This window comes from Hyphomicrobium sp. (assembly GCF_019753045.1).
GTDB lineage: Bacteria > Pseudomonadota > Alphaproteobacteria > Rhizobiales > Hyphomicrobiaceae > Hyphomicrobium_B.
Map to the genome: position 1 here is coordinate 257249 of NZ_JAIELN010000005.1, position 20890 is coordinate 278138.

At 62.6% G+C, this 20890-nt stretch carries 16 protein-coding genes; all 16 read right to left on the minus strand.

What is annotated here, in order from left to right; genetic code table 11:
- Positions 1–116: 116 nt before the first annotated feature.
- Positions 117–3089, minus strand: coding sequence for a bifunctional [glutamine synthetase] adenylyltransferase/[glutamine synthetase]-adenylyl-L-tyrosine phosphorylase (locus K2Q04_RS06250; RefSeq protein ID WP_291160744.1), 2973 nt, complete (start codon positions 3087–3089; stop codon positions 117–119).
- Positions 3076–4524, minus strand: coding sequence for an ATP-binding protein (locus tag K2Q04_RS06255; RefSeq protein ID WP_291160747.1), 1449 nt, complete (start codon positions 4522–4524; stop codon positions 3076–3078). The genes K2Q04_RS06250 and K2Q04_RS06255 overlap by 14 nt, the downstream gene beginning before the upstream one ends.
- Positions 4508–5188 carry a response regulator transcription factor gene (locus K2Q04_RS06260; protein WP_291160749.1) on the minus strand — a complete coding sequence of 227 codons (681 nt, stop codon included), beginning with the start codon at positions 5186–5188 and terminating at the stop codon, positions 4508–4510. Before K2Q04_RS06260 ends, K2Q04_RS06255 begins: the two co-directional genes overlap by 17 nt.
- Before the next feature lie 121 nt (positions 5189–5309).
- Positions 5310–6908: a Do family serine endopeptidase gene (locus K2Q04_RS06265; RefSeq protein ID WP_291160752.1), complete on the minus strand. Its 1599-nt coding sequence runs from the start codon at positions 6906–6908 to the stop codon at positions 5310–5312.
- Positions 6909–7035: 127 nt separating this feature from the next.
- A complete protein-coding gene (locus K2Q04_RS06270; RefSeq protein ID WP_291161003.1) occupies positions 7036–7500 on the minus strand; it encodes a cytochrome c-type biogenesis protein CcmH in 465 nt (154 codons plus the stop codon).
- Positions 7501–7517: 17 nt separating this feature from the next.
- Positions 7518–9497, minus strand: coding sequence for a heme lyase CcmF/NrfE family subunit (locus K2Q04_RS06275; RefSeq protein WP_291160755.1), 1980 nt, complete (start codon positions 9495–9497; stop codon positions 7518–7520).
- Positions 9498–9508: 11 nt separating this feature from the next.
- Positions 9509–9979 (minus strand): cytochrome c maturation protein CcmE, encoded by a 471-nt coding sequence (gene ccmE, locus K2Q04_RS06280; RefSeq protein WP_291160757.1) that lies wholly within the window; start codon positions 9977–9979, stop codon positions 9509–9511.
- An 18-nt stretch (positions 9980–9997) separates the two neighbouring features.
- Positions 9998–11194 (minus strand): c-type cytochrome biogenesis protein CcmI, encoded by a 1197-nt coding sequence (gene ccmI / locus K2Q04_RS06285; protein ID WP_291160760.1) that lies wholly within the window; start codon positions 11192–11194, stop codon positions 9998–10000.
- Between the two features lie 139 nt (positions 11195–11333).
- Complete coding sequence (locus tag K2Q04_RS06290) at positions 11334–11813, minus strand: RT0821/Lpp0805 family surface protein (RefSeq protein WP_291160763.1); 480 nt, start codon at positions 11811–11813, stop codon at positions 11334–11336.
- Positions 11814–11977: 164 nt separating this feature from the next.
- Positions 11978–13357 (minus strand): sensor histidine kinase, encoded by a 1380-nt coding sequence (locus K2Q04_RS06295; RefSeq protein ID WP_291160766.1) that lies wholly within the window; start codon positions 13355–13357, stop codon positions 11978–11980.
- Positions 13347–14018 (minus strand): response regulator transcription factor, encoded by a 672-nt coding sequence (locus K2Q04_RS06300; RefSeq protein WP_092869698.1) that lies wholly within the window; start codon positions 14016–14018, stop codon positions 13347–13349. Before K2Q04_RS06300 ends, K2Q04_RS06295 begins: the two co-directional genes overlap by 11 nt.
- Positions 14019–14101: 83 nt before the next feature.
- A complete protein-coding gene (locus K2Q04_RS06305; protein ID WP_291160772.1) occupies positions 14102–14368 on the minus strand; it encodes a hypothetical protein in 267 nt (88 codons plus the stop codon).
- A 118-nt stretch (positions 14369–14486) separates the two neighbouring features.
- Entirely contained in the window at positions 14487–15803 is a 1317-nt protein-coding gene (locus K2Q04_RS06310) for a TIGR02594 family protein (RefSeq protein WP_291160775.1), read from the minus strand.
- A gap of 15 nt (positions 15804–15818) precedes the next feature.
- Entirely contained in the window at positions 15819–19079 is a 3261-nt protein-coding gene (locus K2Q04_RS06315; RefSeq protein WP_291160778.1) for a glycoside hydrolase TIM-barrel-like domain-containing protein, read from the minus strand.
- A complete protein-coding gene (locus tag K2Q04_RS06320) occupies positions 19079–20083 on the minus strand; it encodes a terminase family protein (RefSeq protein WP_291160781.1) in 1005 nt (334 codons plus the stop codon). Before K2Q04_RS06320 ends, K2Q04_RS06315 begins: the two co-directional genes overlap by 1 nt.
- Positions 20001–20573 carry a hypothetical protein gene (locus tag K2Q04_RS06325; protein WP_291160785.1) on the minus strand — a complete coding sequence of 191 codons (573 nt, stop codon included), beginning with the start codon at positions 20571–20573 and terminating at the stop codon, positions 20001–20003. The genes K2Q04_RS06320 and K2Q04_RS06325 overlap by 83 nt, the downstream gene beginning before the upstream one ends.
- Positions 20574–20890: the final 317 nt, after the last annotated feature.

The window sequence follows — 20890 nt, forward strand, 5'->3', positions numbered from 1 at the left end:
TGTTAGCCTGCCTCGCGCCTAACGCCCCGGATAGTGCCGCCCGAAGGCCGGGATCCGTGTCGGTTATCGCAAGAACGTCGTAACCTGCCACAATCCGTCGCCGGAGTGCAAAGGCGCTAGGCGACCAAGCGGTTAAAAGCCGAAAAAATCTCGCCGAGCGTCTTTTTAAGCTTTGTTTCAAGGTCCTCGAACGAGGCGGCGCGCCCCGAGCGGACCAACAAAGCCTTAAGCCCCTCAGGCGCTTGGACGGGGTCAAACCGTCCTTCGAGCGTCAGCCGCAGCACCTGCGTCAGGTCGTGCAGGAGCTGGCCCCCTTCCGAGAGACGCAGGTAGTCGGCCTCGCTGATGAGGCCCTCGGCGGCCGCCGCGGCGAGTGCGACGAGAGTCGTCTGGTTGAGGATCGCCGGGTGATCGGCGGCGTGAACGAGTTCAAGGTGCTGGGTGATGAACTCGAGATCGACGAGCCCGCCCCTCACCTGCTTCAGGTCCCAGATATCGGTCGTGGCTTTCTCCGCCTCGATGCGCTGGCGCATGTCGCGGATGTCGGCCGTGATCTTTGCCGGGTCGCGGCGCGCCGTCAGAACCTTGCGGATCTCGCCTTCGACGCGGGCGCCCAATTCGCGGGAACCCGCGATGACGCGTGCGCGCGTCAGGGCCATATGCTCCCACGTCCAAGCTTCAGTCGTCTGATAGTTCGTAAAGCTCGACAAGCGCGTCGCGACCGGGCCTTTTTGCCCTGATGGTCGAAGACGCATGTCGACCTCATAAAGGGCCCCCTCCGGCGTCCGCGCAGAAATGGCGTTGATAAGACGCTGCGTCAGCCGCGTGTAATAGTGCGGCGGGGCGAGAGGTTTGGCGCCGTCCGATTGCTCGGCATCGGCGTCGAAATCATAGATGAGGATCAGATCGACGTCGGACGCCGCGGTCAGTTCGCGCCCGCCGAGCTTGCCCATCGCGACGACCACTGCGGCCCCGCCCGGCACGCGGCCGTGATCCTCCTCCATCTCGCGGGTGACTTCCTCAAAGAGCGCCGCGATCAGCCGTTCCGCGAGCGTCGCGTAAGCGGCCCCGGCCTCTGTCGCCGAGATGCTTCCCGTCAATATTCTGACGCCGACGAGGAAGGATTGCTCGCTGCCTATCCGTCTTGCGGTGTCGAGAATTTCCTGCATCGGGTCGCCGACGGCCGTGGCGCGCGCCGCGCGAAACGCCTTCATCACCAGCTCGTCGATGGCCGCGCCGATGAGATCGCCGCCGTGGACTTGCGGGTCCAGCACGGCATCGAGCAGCCGCCGGCGGCGCGAGAGGATGCGTGCCAAGCGCGGCGCAGATCCCATGATGTCGGCCAGCAGCCGGATCAGGCGGGGTTGCGCCTTGAGCAGCGAAAAGAGCTGCACGCCCGAGGGAAGCTCGGCGATGAAGCGATCGAAGCTCGCGATCGCGGCGTCCGGATCGACGGTGTCTGCGAGCGCCTCGATCAGCAGCGGCTGCACTTCGGTCAACCGCTCGCGGGCGCGCGGCGACCTGACCGACGGCGCGCGGCCATGATGCCAGCCCCTGACGATCGCCAGCACCTGCGCCGGCTGCGAATAGCCGAGGCGCTTCAACTCCTCGAGCGTCCGCGGATCGTCCTTTGCGCCGGCGAAGACCAGGTTCGTCCCCTCGGGCGCCAGCTGCGGCGCTTCTTCGAACAATCCGCCGTAGTGTTTTTCGACCGTTTCCAACGTGGCTATGAGATCGCGCGAAAGCTCCGGCGTGCCGGCGTAGCCCGAGAACCGAGCGAACGCGTCGAGCGCTGCTGGATTGGATGGCACATCGTGCGTCTGCTCGTCGGCGATCATTTGCACGCGGTGCTCGAGGCGGCGCAGGTACCGGTACGCATGATCGAGGTCTGCGCGCACATCGGCCTTTACCCAGCCACGCCGCTCGAGCGCCGCCAAAGCATCGAGCGTCGCGCGGACGCGGAGATCGGGCTGCCGCCCTCCGGCGATCAACTGCTGCGTCTGCGCGAAGAATTCGATCTCGCGAATGCCGCCGTGTCCGAGTTTGAGATTTTGTCCGGCGACGGATATCGGGCCGATGTCCTTGTGGGCGTGGATCTGCCGCTTCATCGCGTGGATGTCCGCGATCGCCGCGAAATCGAGATACTTGCGCCAGATGAAGGGAGCGAGCTCGGCGAGGAAGGTTTCTCCCGCTTCGAGATCACCCGCCACCGGCCGCGCCTTGATCATGGCGGAGCGTTCCCAATTCTGTCCGACCGTCTCGTAGTAGCCGTGCGCGGCAGCGGTTGAGAGCGCGATCTGGGTGGCGCCCGCATCGGGCCGCAGGCGGAGATCCGTCCGAAAGACGTAGCCATCGGGCGTGCGTTCATCGAGCAGCAGCACGAGGTCGCGCGTGAGCCGTACGAAGAACGACTGCAGGTCACCGTCGCCGACGAGGCGGGACTTGTCGCGATCGAAGAAGACCGTCAGATCGATGTCGCTTGAATAATTGAGCTCGAATGCGCCGTGCTTGCCCATGGCGAGCACGAAATAGCCGGACTGTTGCTCCGGTTCGTCGATAGCGAGCGGCTGCCACTGCCCGCGGGCGGATGCGAGCCGAAACAGAAAGCGTACTGCCGTCGCGACGGCGGCGTCGGCGCATTCCGAAAGCGTGCGCGTTACTGTCATGACGGGCCAGACGCCGGCGAGATCGGCGAGCGCGGTCAGAAGCGCAACCTCCGACTTGTAGATGCGGAGCACGCGCTTGGCCGCGATCAAGTCCGGTGCCTCGCGCATTGCGGCGGTCAGTTCTTCGGTCGCCTTGGCGAAGCGCGTTTCGGGAGGCTCGCCGAGGATACGGGCCAATCGCGCAAGATCGCGGTTCGCAAGTGCGGAGAGATAGGGCGATCCGTCGAAAACGCCTGTGAGCAGGCTTTCGACCTTCGGATCGCTCAGCAACCGGCTAAGCGGCGGGCAGGAGCTTTCGGCTTCCCCCTTCAGGGCATTGAAGCGTTCGGCACCGATACCGGTGGGCAGCGCGTGCGGCCATTCGGCGATTTGCGTAGCGAGGCTCGAGGAGACGGTCTGATCCATGACTTCATTGTGCCGCAAGGCCGGGCTCGGCGTCACCCTCGCTGTTCGGCGCCGCGATCAAGCACTTGGCTGAGAGCAGCAGCACAACCCTCAACCCCGGCTGGTTGTCTTCGAGCCGGACTTCTCCGTGATGGAGACGAGCGACCGCCGCGACGAGGCTCAGCCCGAGGCCCGTGCCCGGTTTGGTGCGGCTTGCTTCGAGCCGCACGAACCGCTTCAGCACCTTTTCGCGGTCGGCTGGGTCGATGCCGGGCCCGTGGTCGCCGACTGAGATTGCGGGACGGCCCTCCAATAGGGAGGCGCGCACGGTGATCGTGCTTCCAGGCTCACCACCGCGCGAATACTTTATCGCGTTGTCGATGAGATTGGCGATCGCCTGCCCGATCAATTGCCGGTTGCCTTGCACGAACAGGCCTTGCTCCGTCTCGATCGACAGCGCGAAGCCTGCTTCCTCGGCCGCAGGCGCGTAGAGTTCGCTGACGTCCGCCACAAAGCGACCGAGGTCGAACGTCTCCGTGCTTTCCTGCAGCGGGCCCGCTTCCAGGCGCGCGATCAGCAGAAGGGCGTTGAACGTCTTGATCAGCTCGTCCGACTTTTCGATCGTTCGCTCGAGGCCTTCGCGATAGGCCTCGCCTCCGCGCGGATCGCGGAGCGCTGCTTCCGCCGAGTTGCGCAGTCGATTGAGCGGGGTTTTGAGATCGTGGGCGATGTTGTCGGAGACTTCGCGAAGGCCGCTCATCAGGCTTTCGATGCGGTCCAGCATCTCGTTCAGGCTACCCGCAAGCGCGTCGAGTTCGCCGCCTTTGCCCGACGTCGGGATACGGCGAGATAGGTCGCCTTCCATGATCTGCCGGCTGGTGGCGGTGATCTCATCCATGCGGTTGACGATCAGGCGGCTGACAGCGAGACCGCCGAGCAGCCCGAGGATCGACAACACGCCAAATCCGAGAAGAAACGTCAGCCGGACAGAATCGGCGAAGGCGCGCTGATCCTCGATGTCACGGCCGATGATCAGGCGCAGATGGGAACCGACGTCGACGGGAATGGCCACCGCGAGATGCGCCCTCTCCGGACCATCGGGCGTCGGCTGATATGTGAACACGCCGCCGTGGCCCTCGCCTTCCAGTTCGGGCGGAATGCGGTTCAAGTTTCCGGCGATCTTCGTGCCGCTCGTATCCGCCAGATAGTAGAGGCCGATCCCTTGAGGACGGGAAAGGGCCGATACCGTCTCCGTCAATTTGCCTTGCCCTCCGACTTTCATTTCGGAGGAGAGAATGCGGGCCTCGGCGTTGAGCGTGGTCAGGACCTGATCGGTCAGCAGGTTGTTCGTTTGCCAGAACAGAACGCCGACGACGATTGCAGCGGCAAAAAGGAAAAAGGCTACCGCCAGCGCGCTCAGTCCGAAGGCTGTCGTCGATGCCGCTTTCGCGACGCGGTCAAGCAGGGCCGTCACGAATTGTATATCCTGCGCCCCGAACCGTATGCAGAAGCTGCCTGTCGAAGTTCTTATCGATCTTGGCGCGAAGGCGCGAGACGTGAACGTCGATGACGTTCGTTTGTGGATCGAAGTGATAGTCCCAGACATGCTCGAGCAGCATCGTGCGCGTGACGACCTGACCGGCATGCTGCATCAGATATTCGAGCAGCCGATACTCGCGAGGCTGCAGCAGAATGTGCTCACCGCCGCGCGTAACGCGGTGCGAGAGGCGATCGAGCACGAGATCGCCGACGGCGTAGCGGGTTTGCTGTTCTTCCGGCGCCGTGCGGCGGCCGAGCGCTTCGACGCGCGCCAGTAGCTCGGAATATGCGTAGGGCTTCGTCAGATAGTCGTCGCCGCCGGCGCGCAGACCCTTGACGCGATCGTCGACTTCGCCAAGCGCGGAGAGGATAAGCACGGGTGTGCGATTGGATTCTGAGCGCAGCGATTTGATGAGTGACAGTCCGTCGAGGCGGGGCAACATGCGGTCAACGATCAGGACGTCGTAGGCTCCGTCCGTCGCGAGAGCCAATCCGGCCTCGCCATCATGCGCGAGATCGGCGGTATGGCCGTTCTCTTTCAAAGATTTCTGAAGGAAAAGCGCGGTTTCTTTATCGTCTTCAATCACGAGCACGCGCATGGTGTATGTCCGACTTTCGCCTTTTCTCCGCTCACTGTGTAGCTGGGTCGTACCCGGACGTCGAGGCAGCCCCGCCGTTTCACTGACGAGGCTGCCCGAGTTTTTCATGGGTGGTTAACCCTCAGCCCTTCTTCGAGCTGAGCTGAACGGCAACGAAGCGCTTCTGATCGGCGGTCTTGATGTGAAGAAGAACCGCCGTGCGCTTCAGGCCTTCGGCCTTCTTGATGCCCGCGAGGACATCGTCCGGAGAGGCGACGGTCTGGCCCGATACCTCGAGGATCACGTCACCCGCCTTCAGGCCCTTCTGCGCGGCGTCCGAAGAGGGATCAACCTCAGCGATCGCAACGCCGTCCTGCGCATCTTTGCCGGTACGGGCCGGCATCAATGTGAGCCCCAGCTGGCTCAGCTCGACCGAAGACGGCTTGGCATTGTCGTCGTCGTTGTTGCCGTTGCTGTCTTCGTCGTTGTTTTCGCCGCTCATGGCTGCTTCGGCGTTCTTCGGGAACAGCCCGAGCTTCACCTTGACGGTTTCCTCCGCGTTGTTACGCCAGACCTTCACGTCCACCGCCGTGTCCGGAGCAAGCTCGGCGATCTTCCGCGCGAGGTCGCGGCTATCGGCGATCTTATCACCGTTCACCTGGATGATTGCGTCCTGTGCCTTGAGGCCCGACTTCGCTGCTGGGCCGTTCGGCGTCACTTCGCTGACGAGCGCGCCGTGTGCTGCCGGTAGCCCGATGCTCGCAGCCGTGTCCTCATCGACGTTCTGGATCTTGACGCCCAGCCAGCCGCGATTGACGGTGCCGCCGGACTTCAGCTGCTGAACGACTTCCTTCACCGTTTTCGCAGGTACTGCGAAGGCGATGCCGACGTTGCCGCCGGACGGAGAGAAGATCGCGGTGTTAACGCCGATGACATCGCCATCGATGTTGACCGTCGGGCCACCCGAGTTGCCGCGGTTCACGGCAGCGTCGATCTGGAGGTAGTCGTAAGGACCCGAGCCGATGTCGCGTGCGAGTGCCGAGACGATGCCGGCCGTGACCGTGCCGCCAAGGCCGAACGGATTGCCGACGGCCAACGCCCAGTCGCCAACGCGCGATTCCTTTTCGGCCAGCTTGAGGGTCGGGAACGTCTTCTTAGCGCCCTCGATCTTGATGACGGCGATGTCTGTGCGCTGATCGGTGCCGACCAGCTTGGCGTCGTACTTCGTCTCATCGTTGTCGAAGGTGACCTGGATCTTCGTGGCGCCATCGATGACGTGATTGTTGGTCACGACGTAGCCATCAGGCGTGATGACGAAGCCAGAACCCTGACCTTGCACGATCTTCGGCTTCTGGTCCGGCTGTCCGAACTCCTTGGGGAGATTCTTGAAGAAGTCGTGGAGCGGATGATCGGGCGGGAGATCGGGAAGCGTAAATCCCTTGTCGCCCTTCTTGCCGCCCTTCTCGTTCGAAGCGAGCTTGGAGGCGCCGCCGTCGTTCACGACCGAGACGGAGACGACGGCCGGTTTGACCTTGTCCACAATGTCGGCAAACGAAACGGGCGCGCGGCCGAACGGGGTCTCGATGGTCTGACCCGCGGGGGTGTCAGCACGAACCGGATAGGATGGCGCGAAAAGTCCAATTCCCACCACCGCAGCGGCCGCCATCGCAAGCGTGGCCGGTGCGATATTTGAAGCAAATTTGAAGTTTGAGGTCGTCGACGAACGGTGGGGCAATCGCATCCCATGGTCTCCAGATAAATGCAGGCTTCGCGAGCCTTGTCTGGAGGCGTACCGGAGAATGGATTACGGCAGCATGTCAGCGACGTTAACTGTTGGTAATCTGCAGCCCGCAGTGCGCAAAATCCGGCTAGCGGCGCTCGTCCGTCAGGATGGAATTGAGCTTCGCTTTCTCCTGTTCGGTCAATGGCGTGCTTGGAGACAATGCTTCTTTTTTTCCGGCGCTTCGGACAACAAGAACGAGACCGCCGAGCAGAACGAGAACCGGAGTCAGCCAAAGCAGAATGGTGGACAGCTCAAAGCGTGGATTAAGGAGAACGAATTCGCCATAGCGGGCGACGACATAGTCGAGGACTTGCTGGTCGGAGTCGTGCGCTTCCAGGCGTTCACGAACGAGCCGGCGCAGGTCGCCGGCCAACGGCGCATCGCTGTCGTCGATCGACTGATTCTGGCAAACGAGGCAGCGCAGCTCGGCCGAGATGTTCCGGGCACGCTGCTCGAGCGCCGGATCTGCGAGCATTTCGCCAGGCTGAACAGCAAGCGCCATCGGAGCGCCTACGAAGAGCGCCCATGCCGTGAGCAACATCGCTATCATGGAGCGTCGCAAGCGTTTCACTCCGCGGGTACCGCAATAGGTTGACGCGACCTCGACGGCGCGCCGACACGCAAGCGCCGGTCAGACAGCGAGATGCCGCCACCGATAAACATGATCAACGCGCCGAGCCAAATGAAGCGTACGAGCGGGTTGAAATAAGCTCTGACCGCGTAGCCGCCGTTCGGTTGCGGATCGCCGATGACGAGGTAGAGATCGCCGCGCCACGCGGCAAGAATGCCGGACTCGGTCGTCGTCTGCGGCGGGGCATCGTAGAGCCGCTTCGAGGGCGTGAGCCGCGCCACCGTTTCGCCGCCGCGCTTCACATTGAAATCGGCGATGTCTTCGACGTAGTTCGGCCCGCGGGCCCGCTCGAGACCGACGAACGTCACGTCATAGCCGTTGACCGTGATCTGCTCGCCCGGCTTCATGGCCTGTATGTGTTCTTCGCGGTAGGCGCTCGTCGCGACGATGCCGACCACGAGCATGCCGATCCCGAAATGCGCCAAGAGGGTGCCGTATGCGGAACGCGGCAGGTTTCGCGCACGGCGAATGATTTCATCCGATTTTGCCGAGCCGAACTTCACTCTGTTCGCCCACTCGACGATTGCGCCAGCCATAACGTAGACGCCGAGCGCGATCCCGAACGGTGCGAGCCAAGGTCCCCGATACTCGGCGGCGAATACGGCAACGAGAGCCACGAGAGCCGCACCGAATGCAAACGCCAAACGTTGCATCGCTCCCGCGAAATCACCGCGCTTCCAGGCCAACATCGGCCCGATCGGCAAAGCGACGAGCAGCGGTATCATCAACGGTCCGAAGGTCATGTTGAAGAACGGCGGGCCAACGGAAATTTTCTCGCCCGTCAGTCCTTCGAGCGCCATCGGATAGAGCGTGCCGACGAGCACGGTCGCAGCGCCCGTCACGAGCAACAGGTTGTTGAGGACGAGCGATCCTTCGCGGCTGATCGGCTGGAACAGGCCACCCGCCTGCATGTCCTTGGAGCGCAACGCAAAGAGCGCGAGGCCGCCGCCGGTGAAGAGGACCAGAATGGCGAGAATGAATACGCCGCGCGCCGGATCGACGGCGAAGGAGTGGACGGATGTCAGCACGCCGGAGCGCACGATGAACGTGCCCATCAGCGACAGCGAGAACGTCAGGATCGCGAGCAGCACGGTCCAGATCTTCAGCGCCTCGCGTTTTTCCATGACGAGCGCGGAATGCAGAAGCGCGGTTCCGGCGAGCCACGGCATGAAGGATGCGTTTTCGACCGGATCCCAGAACCACCAGCCGCCCCAGCCGAGTTCATAATATGCCCACCACGATCCCATCGCGATGCCGATCGTCAGAAACATCCAGGCGGCGAGCGTCCACGGCCTCACCCAGCGCGCCCAGGCTGCATCGATGCGGCCTTCGATCAACGCCGCAATCGCAAACGAGAAGGCAATCGAGAAGCCGACATAGCCCATGTAGAGAAACGGCGGATGGAAGGCGAGCGCCGGGTCCTGAAGGATCGGGTTCAAGCCGCGTCCGTCGGGCGGCGCCGGATCGAGGCGGGTGAATGGATTGGACGTCAGCAGCGAGAAGAGCAGAAACGCCACCGCGATCGACGCCTGCACGGATAGAACGCGGGCCTTCAGCGTCAGCGGGAGGTTATTGCCAAAGAGCGCGACAGCGGCGCCGAAGAGCGCCAGGATCAACACCCAAAGCAGCATCGAGCCTTCGTGATTGCCCCAGACGCCGGCCAATTTGTAAATCAGCGGCTTCGTCGAATGGGAGTTTTCAGCAACGTTCAGAACGGAGAAGTCCGACGTCACATAGGCGTGCGTCAGCGCAAAGAAGGCGATGGCGATCAGGAAGAGTTGCGAAACGGCCGCAGGGTCGGCGACGCGCATCATGCGCTCGTCTTTGAGGTGAGCGCCGATCGCGGGAATGACGACCTGCGCGACGGCAACCAGCAAAGCGAGGATCAGCGCGAAATGTCCGAATTCTACGATCACGGCATGTCCTTCTAAGGCATCCCTGCCTTCACTTGGCCCGGATGGGCGCCCGCGCCAAGCTTGACGCCTTTCGCTTCCAGCGCATTCGCTACTTCGCGCGGCATGTAATTTTCGTCATGCTTGGCAAGCACGCTATCGGCTTTGAAGCGGCCCTCGCCATCGAGCATGCCTTCAGCGACCACGCCCTGGCCTTCCTTGAAAAGGTCCGGCAGCACGCCCGTAAATGTAACCGGAATATCGCGCAGCGTATCGGTCACTTTGAACGTGATCGTCGTACCCTCGCCGCGAACGACGGAGCCATGCTCCACGAGGCCGCCGAGGCGGATGCGCTGACCCGGCGGGACGCCCTTCTCGACGATGTCGCTCGGCGTATGGAAGAATACGATGCTGTCCTTCAACGCGAAGAGCACCAGAACGAGCGCCACGCAGAGCGTTGCGACCCCTCCGCCGATCAGAACTCCGCGCTTCTGCTTACGTGTCATCAGAGACCCTGCATTGCATTAGCTTCCGAGGCCCAGCTGGCGCGCGAGATGCTCGACTTCGGCCAAGCCGTCCTGGTTGCCTTTGAGGTTGGCGCGGGCATCTGTCAAAGCTTTGATGGCATCATCGCGGCGACCGAGAACTTGATAGGCCCGTATCAATTTTACCCATCCCGCGGCGTCGTTTCCATCGGACTTGAGACGGGCTGCGAGACTATCGACCATACGCGCTATGAACGCCTGCCGTTCCTCGGGGTTCATTGCCATGACCGCGGCGGCTTCAGGATTGGCGGCCGGAGGTGGGGATGCTGAGGTTGAAGCGGGGCCGGCGTTGCCGGCTGCTCCCTGATTACCATCGCCTGCCGGTGGACTGCCGATCCTGAAGCCGATATTTGCCAGCCGTTCTTCGATGACCTTGCGCCAAGGCGCGTCCGCCGGCGCTTCGGCGATGAGCTTGCGATAATCGGCGGCCGCGTCAGACACGCGTCCGTCCTGCTCCTTTGCGAGCGCCAGCCAAATGCGCGGCTCAATTGAATGGTCCGGCGCCAAAACAATAATGCGCTCGAGAGCTTTGCGGGCGTCTTCCGGAACGACGCCGTTCTCGATGTGGATGCGCGCGTTAGCGAAGCCTTGTAGACGCTTCGGGCTTTCGCCGATCAACCGGATGGCATTCTGGTAGGCGGTCGCGGCATCGGCATACCGTCCCATCGCATAGTAGACGGGTGCGATGACATCCCATCCGGTACCGTCTTCCGGATGGTCTCGCAGCCGCTCTTCGACTTTGGCGACGAGATCGTTGGGCTTGTTGGCGTCCGACGCTTGCGCGAGGCGCTCGCTCAACGGCTGTGCCGGCATGCCGGGTGCGCCATACGTCAGATAAAGGCCCAAGCTTGCAATCGGCAGCGCAATGGCAGTGGCGATGGATACCGGAACGACGAAGCGATTGCGCTCTGGGTCGCGAGCGGGCTTACCGGCTTTCGGATGGTCCTGCGATACACGCAAAATCCGGCGGCCGATTTCGGTGCGGGCGCTATCAGCTTCCGCAGGGGCGAGAGTACCGCGCGCTTCGTCGGAATCGATTTCTTTGAGCTGATCTTTGTAGACGGCGATATCGGGGCCGGCGGAATCCGTTGCCGCCGATGACGGACGCATCAGCGGCCGCGTGATGGCGAGCGTCACGGCTGCCACTAATCCAGCCACTAGAATCCAGAAAACCATCGCTGCGCGATCCTCAAGCTTCGCTGCAGGGAATAGGATCGCATGCCTGCCGAGGCAAGCCGACAAAGCCTAAGTTAGCCCATCTGTCGCGGACGGGATTAACTTAGCGAAATGAAACGAGTTGGTCCGCTGCAGCGCGTCAACCGACGTTCTGCCACGTTCCGTCCGAACTCCGGCAGGCAGTGCCATGCATCTTCTGCGGCCGGCCGTCGATGTAAACGGTGTGCGTGTAATCACGGCAATCGGCGACGCCGCGCTTATAGGGCTTGCTCGGGACGATTTCCCCGTAGTGACCGGTATCGGGATCGCGCCACTGCCGCGGGTTGCCGGACTGGCCGCGCTCGAGGGCGTCATATTCCGCTTCCTGCGCCAAACGGCGATCGCGTTCGTCGAGGCTTTTGCCGATCTGGCTGCCGACGATACCGCCGATGACAGCACCGCCAATGGTGGCAGCGACCTTGCCTCCCTCACCCTTGCCGATCGAATTTCCGAGGACACCGCCGGCGATGCTACCGAGAACGAGGCCGGTACTGGTATTGTCCACTCCGCCCTGGCCATTGCTGCAGGCGCAAAGCAAGGTGACTGCCAGAAGCGGCAGCGAAAGGCGCGCAGTGCGCATGGTAAACCCCATTTGTGGCATCCCCCGACACGCCGCTGGCCCCACCGGCGCGTAGTCCTGCGATATTCGCTAGACCGATATTGCGCCTTCGACAAGGCGGAAATCCACCACAATTCGGGCAAATCCCCACTCCATCCGCTGTTGCAATGCGGAATCAACGCGCGTCAGGCGGCGGGGAGTTCAAGAACAGCTTTCAGGCCGCCGTGCTCGGAGGCATCGAGCCTCAACCGGCCTCGATATGACGCCGCAAGATCGGTGACGATCGAAAGTCCCAGCCCCGAGCCGGGTTTGGTCTCATCGAGCCTAAGTCCGCGCTTACCGATCTTGGCTCTTTGCTCCGCCGAGAGACCCGGGCCATCGTCCTCGACGATCAGGGTGAGCTTTCGCCGGGCGGTCGTCTCCTGACTGTTGACTGTCGCCGTCAGGTAAACCCTGCGCTTGCCCCACTTGCAGGCGTTGTCGAGAAGGTTGCCCAGCATCTCCTCGAGGTCCTGCTTTTCACCTTGGAACTTGGCACCGGGCTGAACCGCGTAGTCGATCGATATGCCTTTTTCCCGATGGATGCGCTCTATCGCTCTGACGACTGGTTCCGCCGTCGTGTCGACCGGCGTGACGCGGCCAATGGTGTTCGTCCTTGCGGCGATGCGCGCGCGGTCGAGATAATGCGTAATCTGATCGCGCATCAGATGGGCTTGCTCGGCAACCTTCGAGCCGAATGCGCTTTCATCTTCCCGCGCTTCGTTGGTGATGACTGCGAGCGGGGTTTTCAATGCGTGCGCGAGGTTACCGACCTGCGTTCGGGCGCGGTCGATGATGTCCTGGTTTGAATCGATCAACGCATTGAGCTCGGTTTGCAACGGCTCGATCTCGGCCGGCAACTGGCCTTCGAGGCGTTCGACTTGGCCGGAACGGATACTCGCCAGGCCTCGTTCGATCCGGCGCAATGGCAAAAGACCGAAGCGAACCTGGAAAACGGTCGCCGCCAAAAGACCCAGACCCACAAGCGACAGCGCACTTGTCAGGCGGGCGCGGAATTTGGCGACGGTTTCCTCGAACCAGTCCATGGGACCGGCGACGATAATCGAATACTTCGTCTTTTCGGGATCGTGACCGGGGGAATCGATGAATTCGAGGATGCGGATCGTCGAACCGGTCGGGCCGGGGACGTTCATCCATCGTGTCCCAGTGTCGTCGGTCGGGAACTTTCTGTCATAGGGGGACGGCAACATGGCCGTTGCGAGGGAGGGCGATACGAGCGTGCGGCCGGGAGCGCCGTCAATCGGCCGTATCTGCCAATACCAGCCCGACTGCGTGACTTCGAAAAGGGGCTCATAAAGGTTCGGCGGGTTGACGGGCTCGTCGCCCATCGTGCTCATGCTGTCGATCGTGATCTGCGTCAGCAGTTTCTTCAACTGGGCGTCGAAGCTCAGCTGCACGTCATCCCGATACAGCGCGTAAATGATGTAGCCCGCGAGCGGCAGCGCCAGTAGCGTCCACGCTGCCGAAGTTGCAAAAAGGCGCAGCGCAAGTGAGTTAAGCCTCATCCGGTCCTTGGCTCATGCGGTATCCGAGACCGCGGACCGTCTGGATCACGTCGCCGGGAATTTTCTTCCGCAGTCGGCCGATAAATACTTCGATCGTGTTCGAATCGCGATCAAAATCCTGATCGTAGAGATGTTCGACCAGTTCGGTCCGCGAAACCACGCGGCCGTTGTGGTGCATCAAATAGGCCAGCAGCCGAAATTCGTGCGAGGTCAACTTGACGGGCAAGCCCTCGCAGGTCACGCGCGCCGATTTGGTGTCGAGACGAACCGGTCCGCATTCGATTTCCGATTTTGCATGGCCTGACGCCCGACGGACCTGAGCCCGAACCCGCGCCAGCAACTCTTCCATGTGGAAGGGCTTGGCGAGATAGTCGTCGGCGCCGGCATCCATTCCAGCGACCTTGTCGCTCCAGCGGTCGCGAGCGGTCAGAATGATGACGGGCATCTTGCGATCGCTGCGCCGCCACTGCTCGAGGACAGAAATGCCATCCATCTTGGGCAGGCCAATGTCGAGAATGACGATATCATACGGCTCGGTATCGCCGAGGAAGTAGCCTTCCTCTCCGTCTGCTGCCGTATCGACGGCGAAGCCTGCGTCTTCCAGAGCCGCCGAAAGCTGACGATTCAGGTCCTTGTCATCTTCGACGACGAGCGCTCGCACGGTAGTCCCCTCCCCCTCCTACAAGACTTGCGGACGCTCGGAGATCTCGACGAGAGATTTCCATCCCCGCAACGACGGACCGACTACCGGCCCCTCGCTGTCATAACGGTCGTTCTAAGCTGTCCCGTCGGACTTCTGATGACCAGACGATAAAAATATCCGGCTTCCGTACGGCACAGCGTGGTCTTTACGAGCTTGCCGATACCATCTGCTGCCAACGAGCGCGATACCTCCTCGACGGTTATCAGGTTTTCCCGGCGGACAATCTGGCCGGCCATGCCCCAGTCGGTCAGGCAGTCGTCGGCGCGCAAGGCGCCGCACGGCAGTAGTACCACTGCCGCTGTCGCCACTGCCACCGCTCTACCCGAATTGACCATCCGCATTCTTCCGGAAAACCGACGGTCTAACATAGCGCGTTGAACCGCCGATGAATACGGGAGGCCGTTAAGGATGGGCCCCTGATATTATTCAACTCTTTCGTAGGCTGAGGACCGATGACGCCTTGAACCGGCCGTAGATCGCCAGCGCCGTCCCGAACAAGCCGGCGAGCGCCTGAACGGCGGTCACCGCCTGATTGCCGAAAGTCTGAATGAGATCGGCGGGCAGGCTCACACCGATCGCCGGGGCGATGACGGGAAGCACGGTCGCCGCGGCGGTAATCAGCGTTCCCCAAAGCGTCCTCGATTGGGCCCACCATTTCGCCGTATCATCGACCATCGGCGCTGTCGTCGCTTCTTTGCTCATGCTGGATTCTCCTTTTGCGATTTGTGCCGGCTCCAAAAGCCCGCGGGTGATGCCGTCGGCCGCGCCCCAGGATTTTCCGAGGGCCAATGTCGCGTCGACGCGTTTCAGCCAACCCCGTCCGAAGCGCCAAAAATGCGGGAGCGCCCGGTACCGGGTGCGCCGGATTTCCGCGTAGTCGTCGATCAGATCCGTCAGTCTTCGGCTGCCAATTGCCGAGAGCGTCTCGGGGCCGATCTCGCCGTCGACAGTCACGTTCACGACCTGCTGCAGCATCCGGGTCGCGGCGCCGACGCCGTGGTTTACGGCGGCATCGAAGTGCATCAGCGCCAGCGGCGCCGTGAACGCTGCACACTGAGCAGGATCGAAATACCGGCGGCGATAGATGGCCTCGACGACGGCATCCGGGATCGACTTCAACTCCGAAATGAGCCGCGGGCGCGAGCCGGCGTCGACCGTCTGGCCTTTGAAGTTGGCGTAGACTTCGAGCGTTACGCCGCGATTGGTCGGGCCGCCGGGATCGTACGGATCGTTCGAAAAGCCGCCCTCCATTTCGAGGACGTGGGCGAGCGCCTTCGCGAAGATGCCGTTGTCGGCCGTCGCGCTTTCAGCCTCGGTTTCAGCGTCCGGCCAGCGGAAGCCGAGAAGGCGCGAGGCATCGAAGGCTGAGACCGTCACCGCGTCGCCCTGGTTGCCGCCGAGGAGGTAGAGCTTGTTCGCCGCCGAGCCGATCAGAAAGCCGACGTGTCCGGCGGTCGGATCGTCGCCCCGCGCCAAAACGGCGAGCGCGCCAAAGCGCGGCTCATCGAGACCAATTCCCCAGTCGAGATACGACCGTGCCATGAGCGATCCGGTACCCTGGCATCCGGCCCGCTTCAGCATGGCGCCGGCAAACGCGGCGCACCACGGCGTCTCTTCGCTTTCGACCTTTATGTCGCCAGCTTCGCGGAAGTAGCGGAGGATTTCGGAAGAATTCTCCTTGCCCGGAATTTCGCGCACGCCGAATTCGGCCCACGCGGCCGCGAGCCACGCCGGTTGATCCATATGCTTTTCGCCTTGCTAAACAGTGGCCGCGCGAGGAGCGCCCCGGCCGAAGATTACGTTTGTCTGATAGACCTTGACCGACACGCTCGGCTGCACGCCGCCGAAGTCGGCGATTTGATCTGCACTCGAATAAACAATGCTTGGCGACGGCGCTCGGAGCGTGCGCTTCACCGCCCCGCCGTCGAGAATGTCGACCTCGTAGCTTTCGCTTTCTTCGCCGAGCGGCACTTCGGGCAGCTCCCAGTTATCGCCGCCGCTCCGCGTGCGCCGAATCCAAGAAATGCCTAGGTCGTCTGGCGTGCGCACGCCTCTGACATGGACTGGCGACAACGGCCGAAGCCCAAGCGCGTGGTAGGCGAACGGCTCCGTGACGTACGACGCGTCGCCGATATCGCGGTTGCCGGGTCCATAGCGCCAATTGAGCGATACCTTCTGTTCGCTCTCCCTGAGCGGCACGGATGTCACCGCACCGTCGAGCAGAACGAATTGCGCACCGGCTGGAAGCGCGTCGTCCATCGCACCTTCAGTTCCGAACTGGCCACGGAGAAGTCCACCGATGCGATACGTTTGCACATCAACGAGTTCGGCGGTTTGGAACTGTACGATTTCCCAATTGCCACTCGCGTTGCGAAGCGCCGCGAGGTTGGCACCCGCCAGCATCCCAACCCGATCGACGGAAGAAAGCGTTCCGCTCGTCAGGCGCACACGGACGGACGCCCGGTGATCGATGCGTCCCTCGGGCCCCGGCGGGAGCTCGTCAAGCGTCACGCCGAGCGTTGCTGGCGCACCAGCGATCGCCTTAAGCTGATATCCCGTCTCCTGCGGAGACGCGAACGCTACAACGCTGCCGGGCCACGGCCTCTGCATCGCGGCGACGTATCCGGCCGCCGCATCGGCAGCGGCGTTCCACTGCGGCAGATCCATCAACGCAACGGCCGGCGAGCCGATCTGAACTGGTGCAGGCTCGGAGGCAGCGCGCGGCGCGACGTCGATCTGATCGTAAACGCCCGGATCGATGCTCAACGCTCGTATGTCGCGAACCCCGTGCTCCGAAATATTGGTCAGTCGCAGCAGCCGGCTTCGTCCGCCGATGTCGACCGAGACGAGATCTCCGGGTTCGAGCGCGAGCATCGACGGCGCCAGTTTGAAGGTTGCGGATTCCCGCGTCGCCCACGTTTCGTAAAGCCAGCTCTCGGCAATCGCTCCGGCGAGGCTGTCGTCGAGCACGATCGGGAGATCGGCTTCCGCGACGCGCCCGCTCGCTCCTGTCAGGCGCCGCGCTTCGGCGACGGCCTGCGGATAATCGTCGACGCCTGAGATGTAGCGGAGCTTGGCGGAGGCAGGAAGGTCAGTTTCCTGCGCGCGCGTCATCTCGTACAGCGCGTCGCCCACGCTTTCTTCGACGAGCGCATCCTGGGCGAGCGCCATTGCAGGCGCGGCGCGGCCGCGATGGCGAAACACAATCTTGCCGTTGCTTTCGATGCTGTCGAAAAAGTACGCGAGTTCCAGCGGCTGTATCGCATCGCGCGCTGCCATCGTCCGGTCGATGACGTAGCCCGGCACGGTGCCGGCAAGCGCGGATGCGTCGAAATCTGCGAAGCCCTGATCGCGCAGGATGGTCGAGACGACATCATCGAGCGCCGCGCCGCCGAGACGGCCGTTGAGCCAATGTCCGAGCTGCCAGTTTTCGCTGTCGCCCCAATAGGTGGTCGCGTCCGGAAATGCCGGATAGGGCCGCGCGTCCCAGCAATAAACATGTATGCGATCGAGATCGACCATGCGCTTGCCGTTGACCGTCGATACCGGATTGCATCCTTCGACGTAGCCCGGCTTCGTCCAATCGAAAGCGTCCGTGAGCGCCTGGCGATGACGCGCCTGCATCAGGTCATCGCGGATTCCGCGCGAATAATAGGGAAGCGCCGATTCCGAACTCTTCGGATCGACGAAGACATTCGGCTGGTTCGCACCATTGTCGACCGCGGGACAGCCGATCTCCATGAACCAGAACGGCTTCGATTGCGGCACCCAGCCCGTCGCCGACGCGCTTTCGACGCCTGCGGGGCGATTGTAGTGCGCGTTGGTCCACCACGAGAGAATATCCTTGTAGCGAAAGACCCACGGCTTTCCGGATCCATCGGTTATCGGGGTGCGAACTTGCGCATCGCGATCTTCGCTTGACGCGTAATACCAATCGAAGCCTTCGCCGCCGTGGACGTTCGAACGGAGATACGCCTGATCGTAGATCGAGGTTGCGCCTGCGACCGCGTCGAGATGATCGCGGCCATCGCGCCAATCGGCGAGCGGCCAATAAATGTCGATGCCGATGGCGTCGATGCTCGACGCCGACCATAGCGGATCGAGGTGGAAATAAACGTCGCCCGAACCGTCCGCCGGCTGATGGCCGAAGTATTCCGTCCAGTCCGCAGCGTATAGGACCTTCGTTCCAGCTCCAAGGATCGCTTTCACGTCATCGGCAAGCGCGATCAGCGCTGTGACGAATGGATACGCATTGGCGCTCGACCGGACGCACGTCAGACCGCGCAACTCCGTGCCGATAACGAAAGCGTCGACGCCGCCAGCCGCTTTCGCGAGATGCGCCTGATGCAGGATCATGCGCCGGTACGACCATTCGTCCGGTCCCGCGTAGTGCACGCTTGTGCCAGCGATGGAAAAGTCAGATCGCGCGGCTGAGCCGACGAAACTTGCGATTTGCGTCGCGGCGGCAGACGTCTTGTCGGGCGTTCCCGATTGGCCGGGCGCCGGATGACACGCAATTCGTCCGCGCCACGGATATGCCGGCTGGCTCTCGCCGCCGTAGGGATCAGGAAGGCTGTTGCCCGCCGGAACATCCATCAGAACGAACGGCGTCAGCGTCACGTCCAATCCGCGCGCTTTCATATCGCGAATGGCGGCGATGACCGTCTGGTCGGAAGGCGTGCCGCCATAGGCTGCGTTGCCGTCGCGCATGCTGATGAGATGAGCTGTGCTGCGCGTTTCGCCGGCAACGGACCAGCTCAATGGTGCGGTCCGTTTATGGCGGGTTTCGACCCCCGGCATGATCTTACACGCGCCCGCGCGGAGGTCCGTTCCAAACCAGCTGACGACAAGCGACACCGACTTCGCGTTCGGCAATGCCGCTTCGAGTTGATCGAGCGAAACCTGCCAGTCGGTCGGGCCGACCAACTGATGAACGTTCTCCGACTGCGAAACGCCGTCGTCGAAGGTTTGGTGCACGGGTTCCGTCGCGTAGACGAACTCGCCGGAACCCGGGATCATCACGACACCGCGAATGCCGTCACCGGCGGATCGAGCGCGACGACGACGCGTTGCATCTCGGGCGCGTTTTCGACGCGCGCTTCCTCGATCCAGTGGCGGCGCCAAAGTCCGTCACTCGGGTCTTCGACAATTTCGCCGAGCAATTCCTGGCGGCCGATTGCGGAGCCTGCGTAGCGGCGCGTCATCTCGGCAAGGAACGTCGGTGCGAGGTTCGTCGCGTTGTCGGCTGTCGCGAGATTGACGGTCACGGTCGCCTCATCGGCAATGATCTGTTTCAATAGCTTCGTCGCGCGCGGCGTCGTCGTCACGCACACGCGCGGCGCTTCGCCGAGCCGCAGCGCGAATTGCAACATGTCCCACGCCCTTTCCGCTCCGCGCCATTTCGCAAGCTCATCGCACCAGGCGGCCGTGAACTGCGGGCCGCGCAGCGCTTCGGCTTCATCCGCCGAGAACAGTTCCGCGACCGCGCCATTCGGCCACGTCAGGCGGCGCTTCGAGGGTTCGAACAGCGGCCGCTCTTTTGCCGGATGAATCGCGAGCAGTCCCGACTGGCCTTCGATCATGACGTTGCGTACGTCGGCCAGCGTTTTGCCCACCAGTGCGATTCTTGGTTGCTCACGGCGACTCGCGTTCCGCGAGCCGGCCGCCGTGAGCGGGGATGTTGCTTCGTCCGTCTCGGAAGAAAGTGCGAGTGACCTCACCCACTCGGCGCCTGCCCGCGTCTTTCCCGATCCGCGACCACCGAGCAGCAGCCAGACTCGCCAGCTTTTGATTGCGCCTTGCGACTCCCCTGCGGGGAGCCGGCCGCAAGGCGCGGGCTTGTTGCGCGAGTCTTGCGCAATCAATACTGGCGCGAGTTGCTCGTCGCGTGCCCAAAGTTCCCAATCGTGAGAGATGAACTCGAGTTCGTCCGCGCTCAGCTCATTCAGGATTTCGCTGAGACGACCGTTTGTGATTGAGGCGTTCAAGACGTTCCGCAATTTCGCGGCGTAGGTTTTCCGCATGGGCGAGCGCCTCCTTGCTCTTGGCGTCACCTCCCGTTGGCTTCCGCTTCGTCATCACGCGTTGCATCTCAACTGCTTTCTCCAGTGCATTGACCATCTGCGACAGGGCGCGGGACGCTCGCTCGCGATCCTGCGACGTCAGACCTTTTTGCTTCTCGAGCTTCGTCAGCTCGCCATCGATCGTGTTGTAGACGCGCTGCACGAGGACGTTAGGCTTTGCTCGCATTCGCGTCGTGGGCGGCTTTGCTCGCATTCCCGTCGCGGGCAGCTTGGCGCGCGTGCTTGTCGCCGCCTTCCGAGCCGGAACGGTGCGCGCGGGTTTCGCGACCGCGTCGTTCGCGGCAGATTTCGTTTTCGATGCGTTCGCGCCCTTCGTGGCCGGACGCTTCGCCTTCGGCTTTTCGTCCGCCGGATCGTCGTCGTTCGTTGCGGCCACCTTTGTCGTGAGAACGCGCGAAGTCGTTCGCCGCACGATCGATGCCGCCGCCATGCACACTGCCTTTTTGGAATTTCGGTGGTTATTGCTGCGGAGCGTGGACGTAGAGCCCTGAGGCCTGTCCCGGTGGCCTCTCACACTTTCCGCGTTATACAGAAACCTACTCGAAGAGCGTTACGCTGTCAACGACAGAAATGGCGTAAGTCTCTGATTTTTCTATATATTATCGCAGATCTAGGCGCAAACTTTCCGATGATAGTCGACTTTCTCAGAGCGAGGATAAGTTTCTCCGTTCAGAATGCACTCCGTCATGCGCCTGCGGCGCGAATGACGGCTCCTGACTCCCCCCTCTCCCCGCAAGCGGGGAGAGG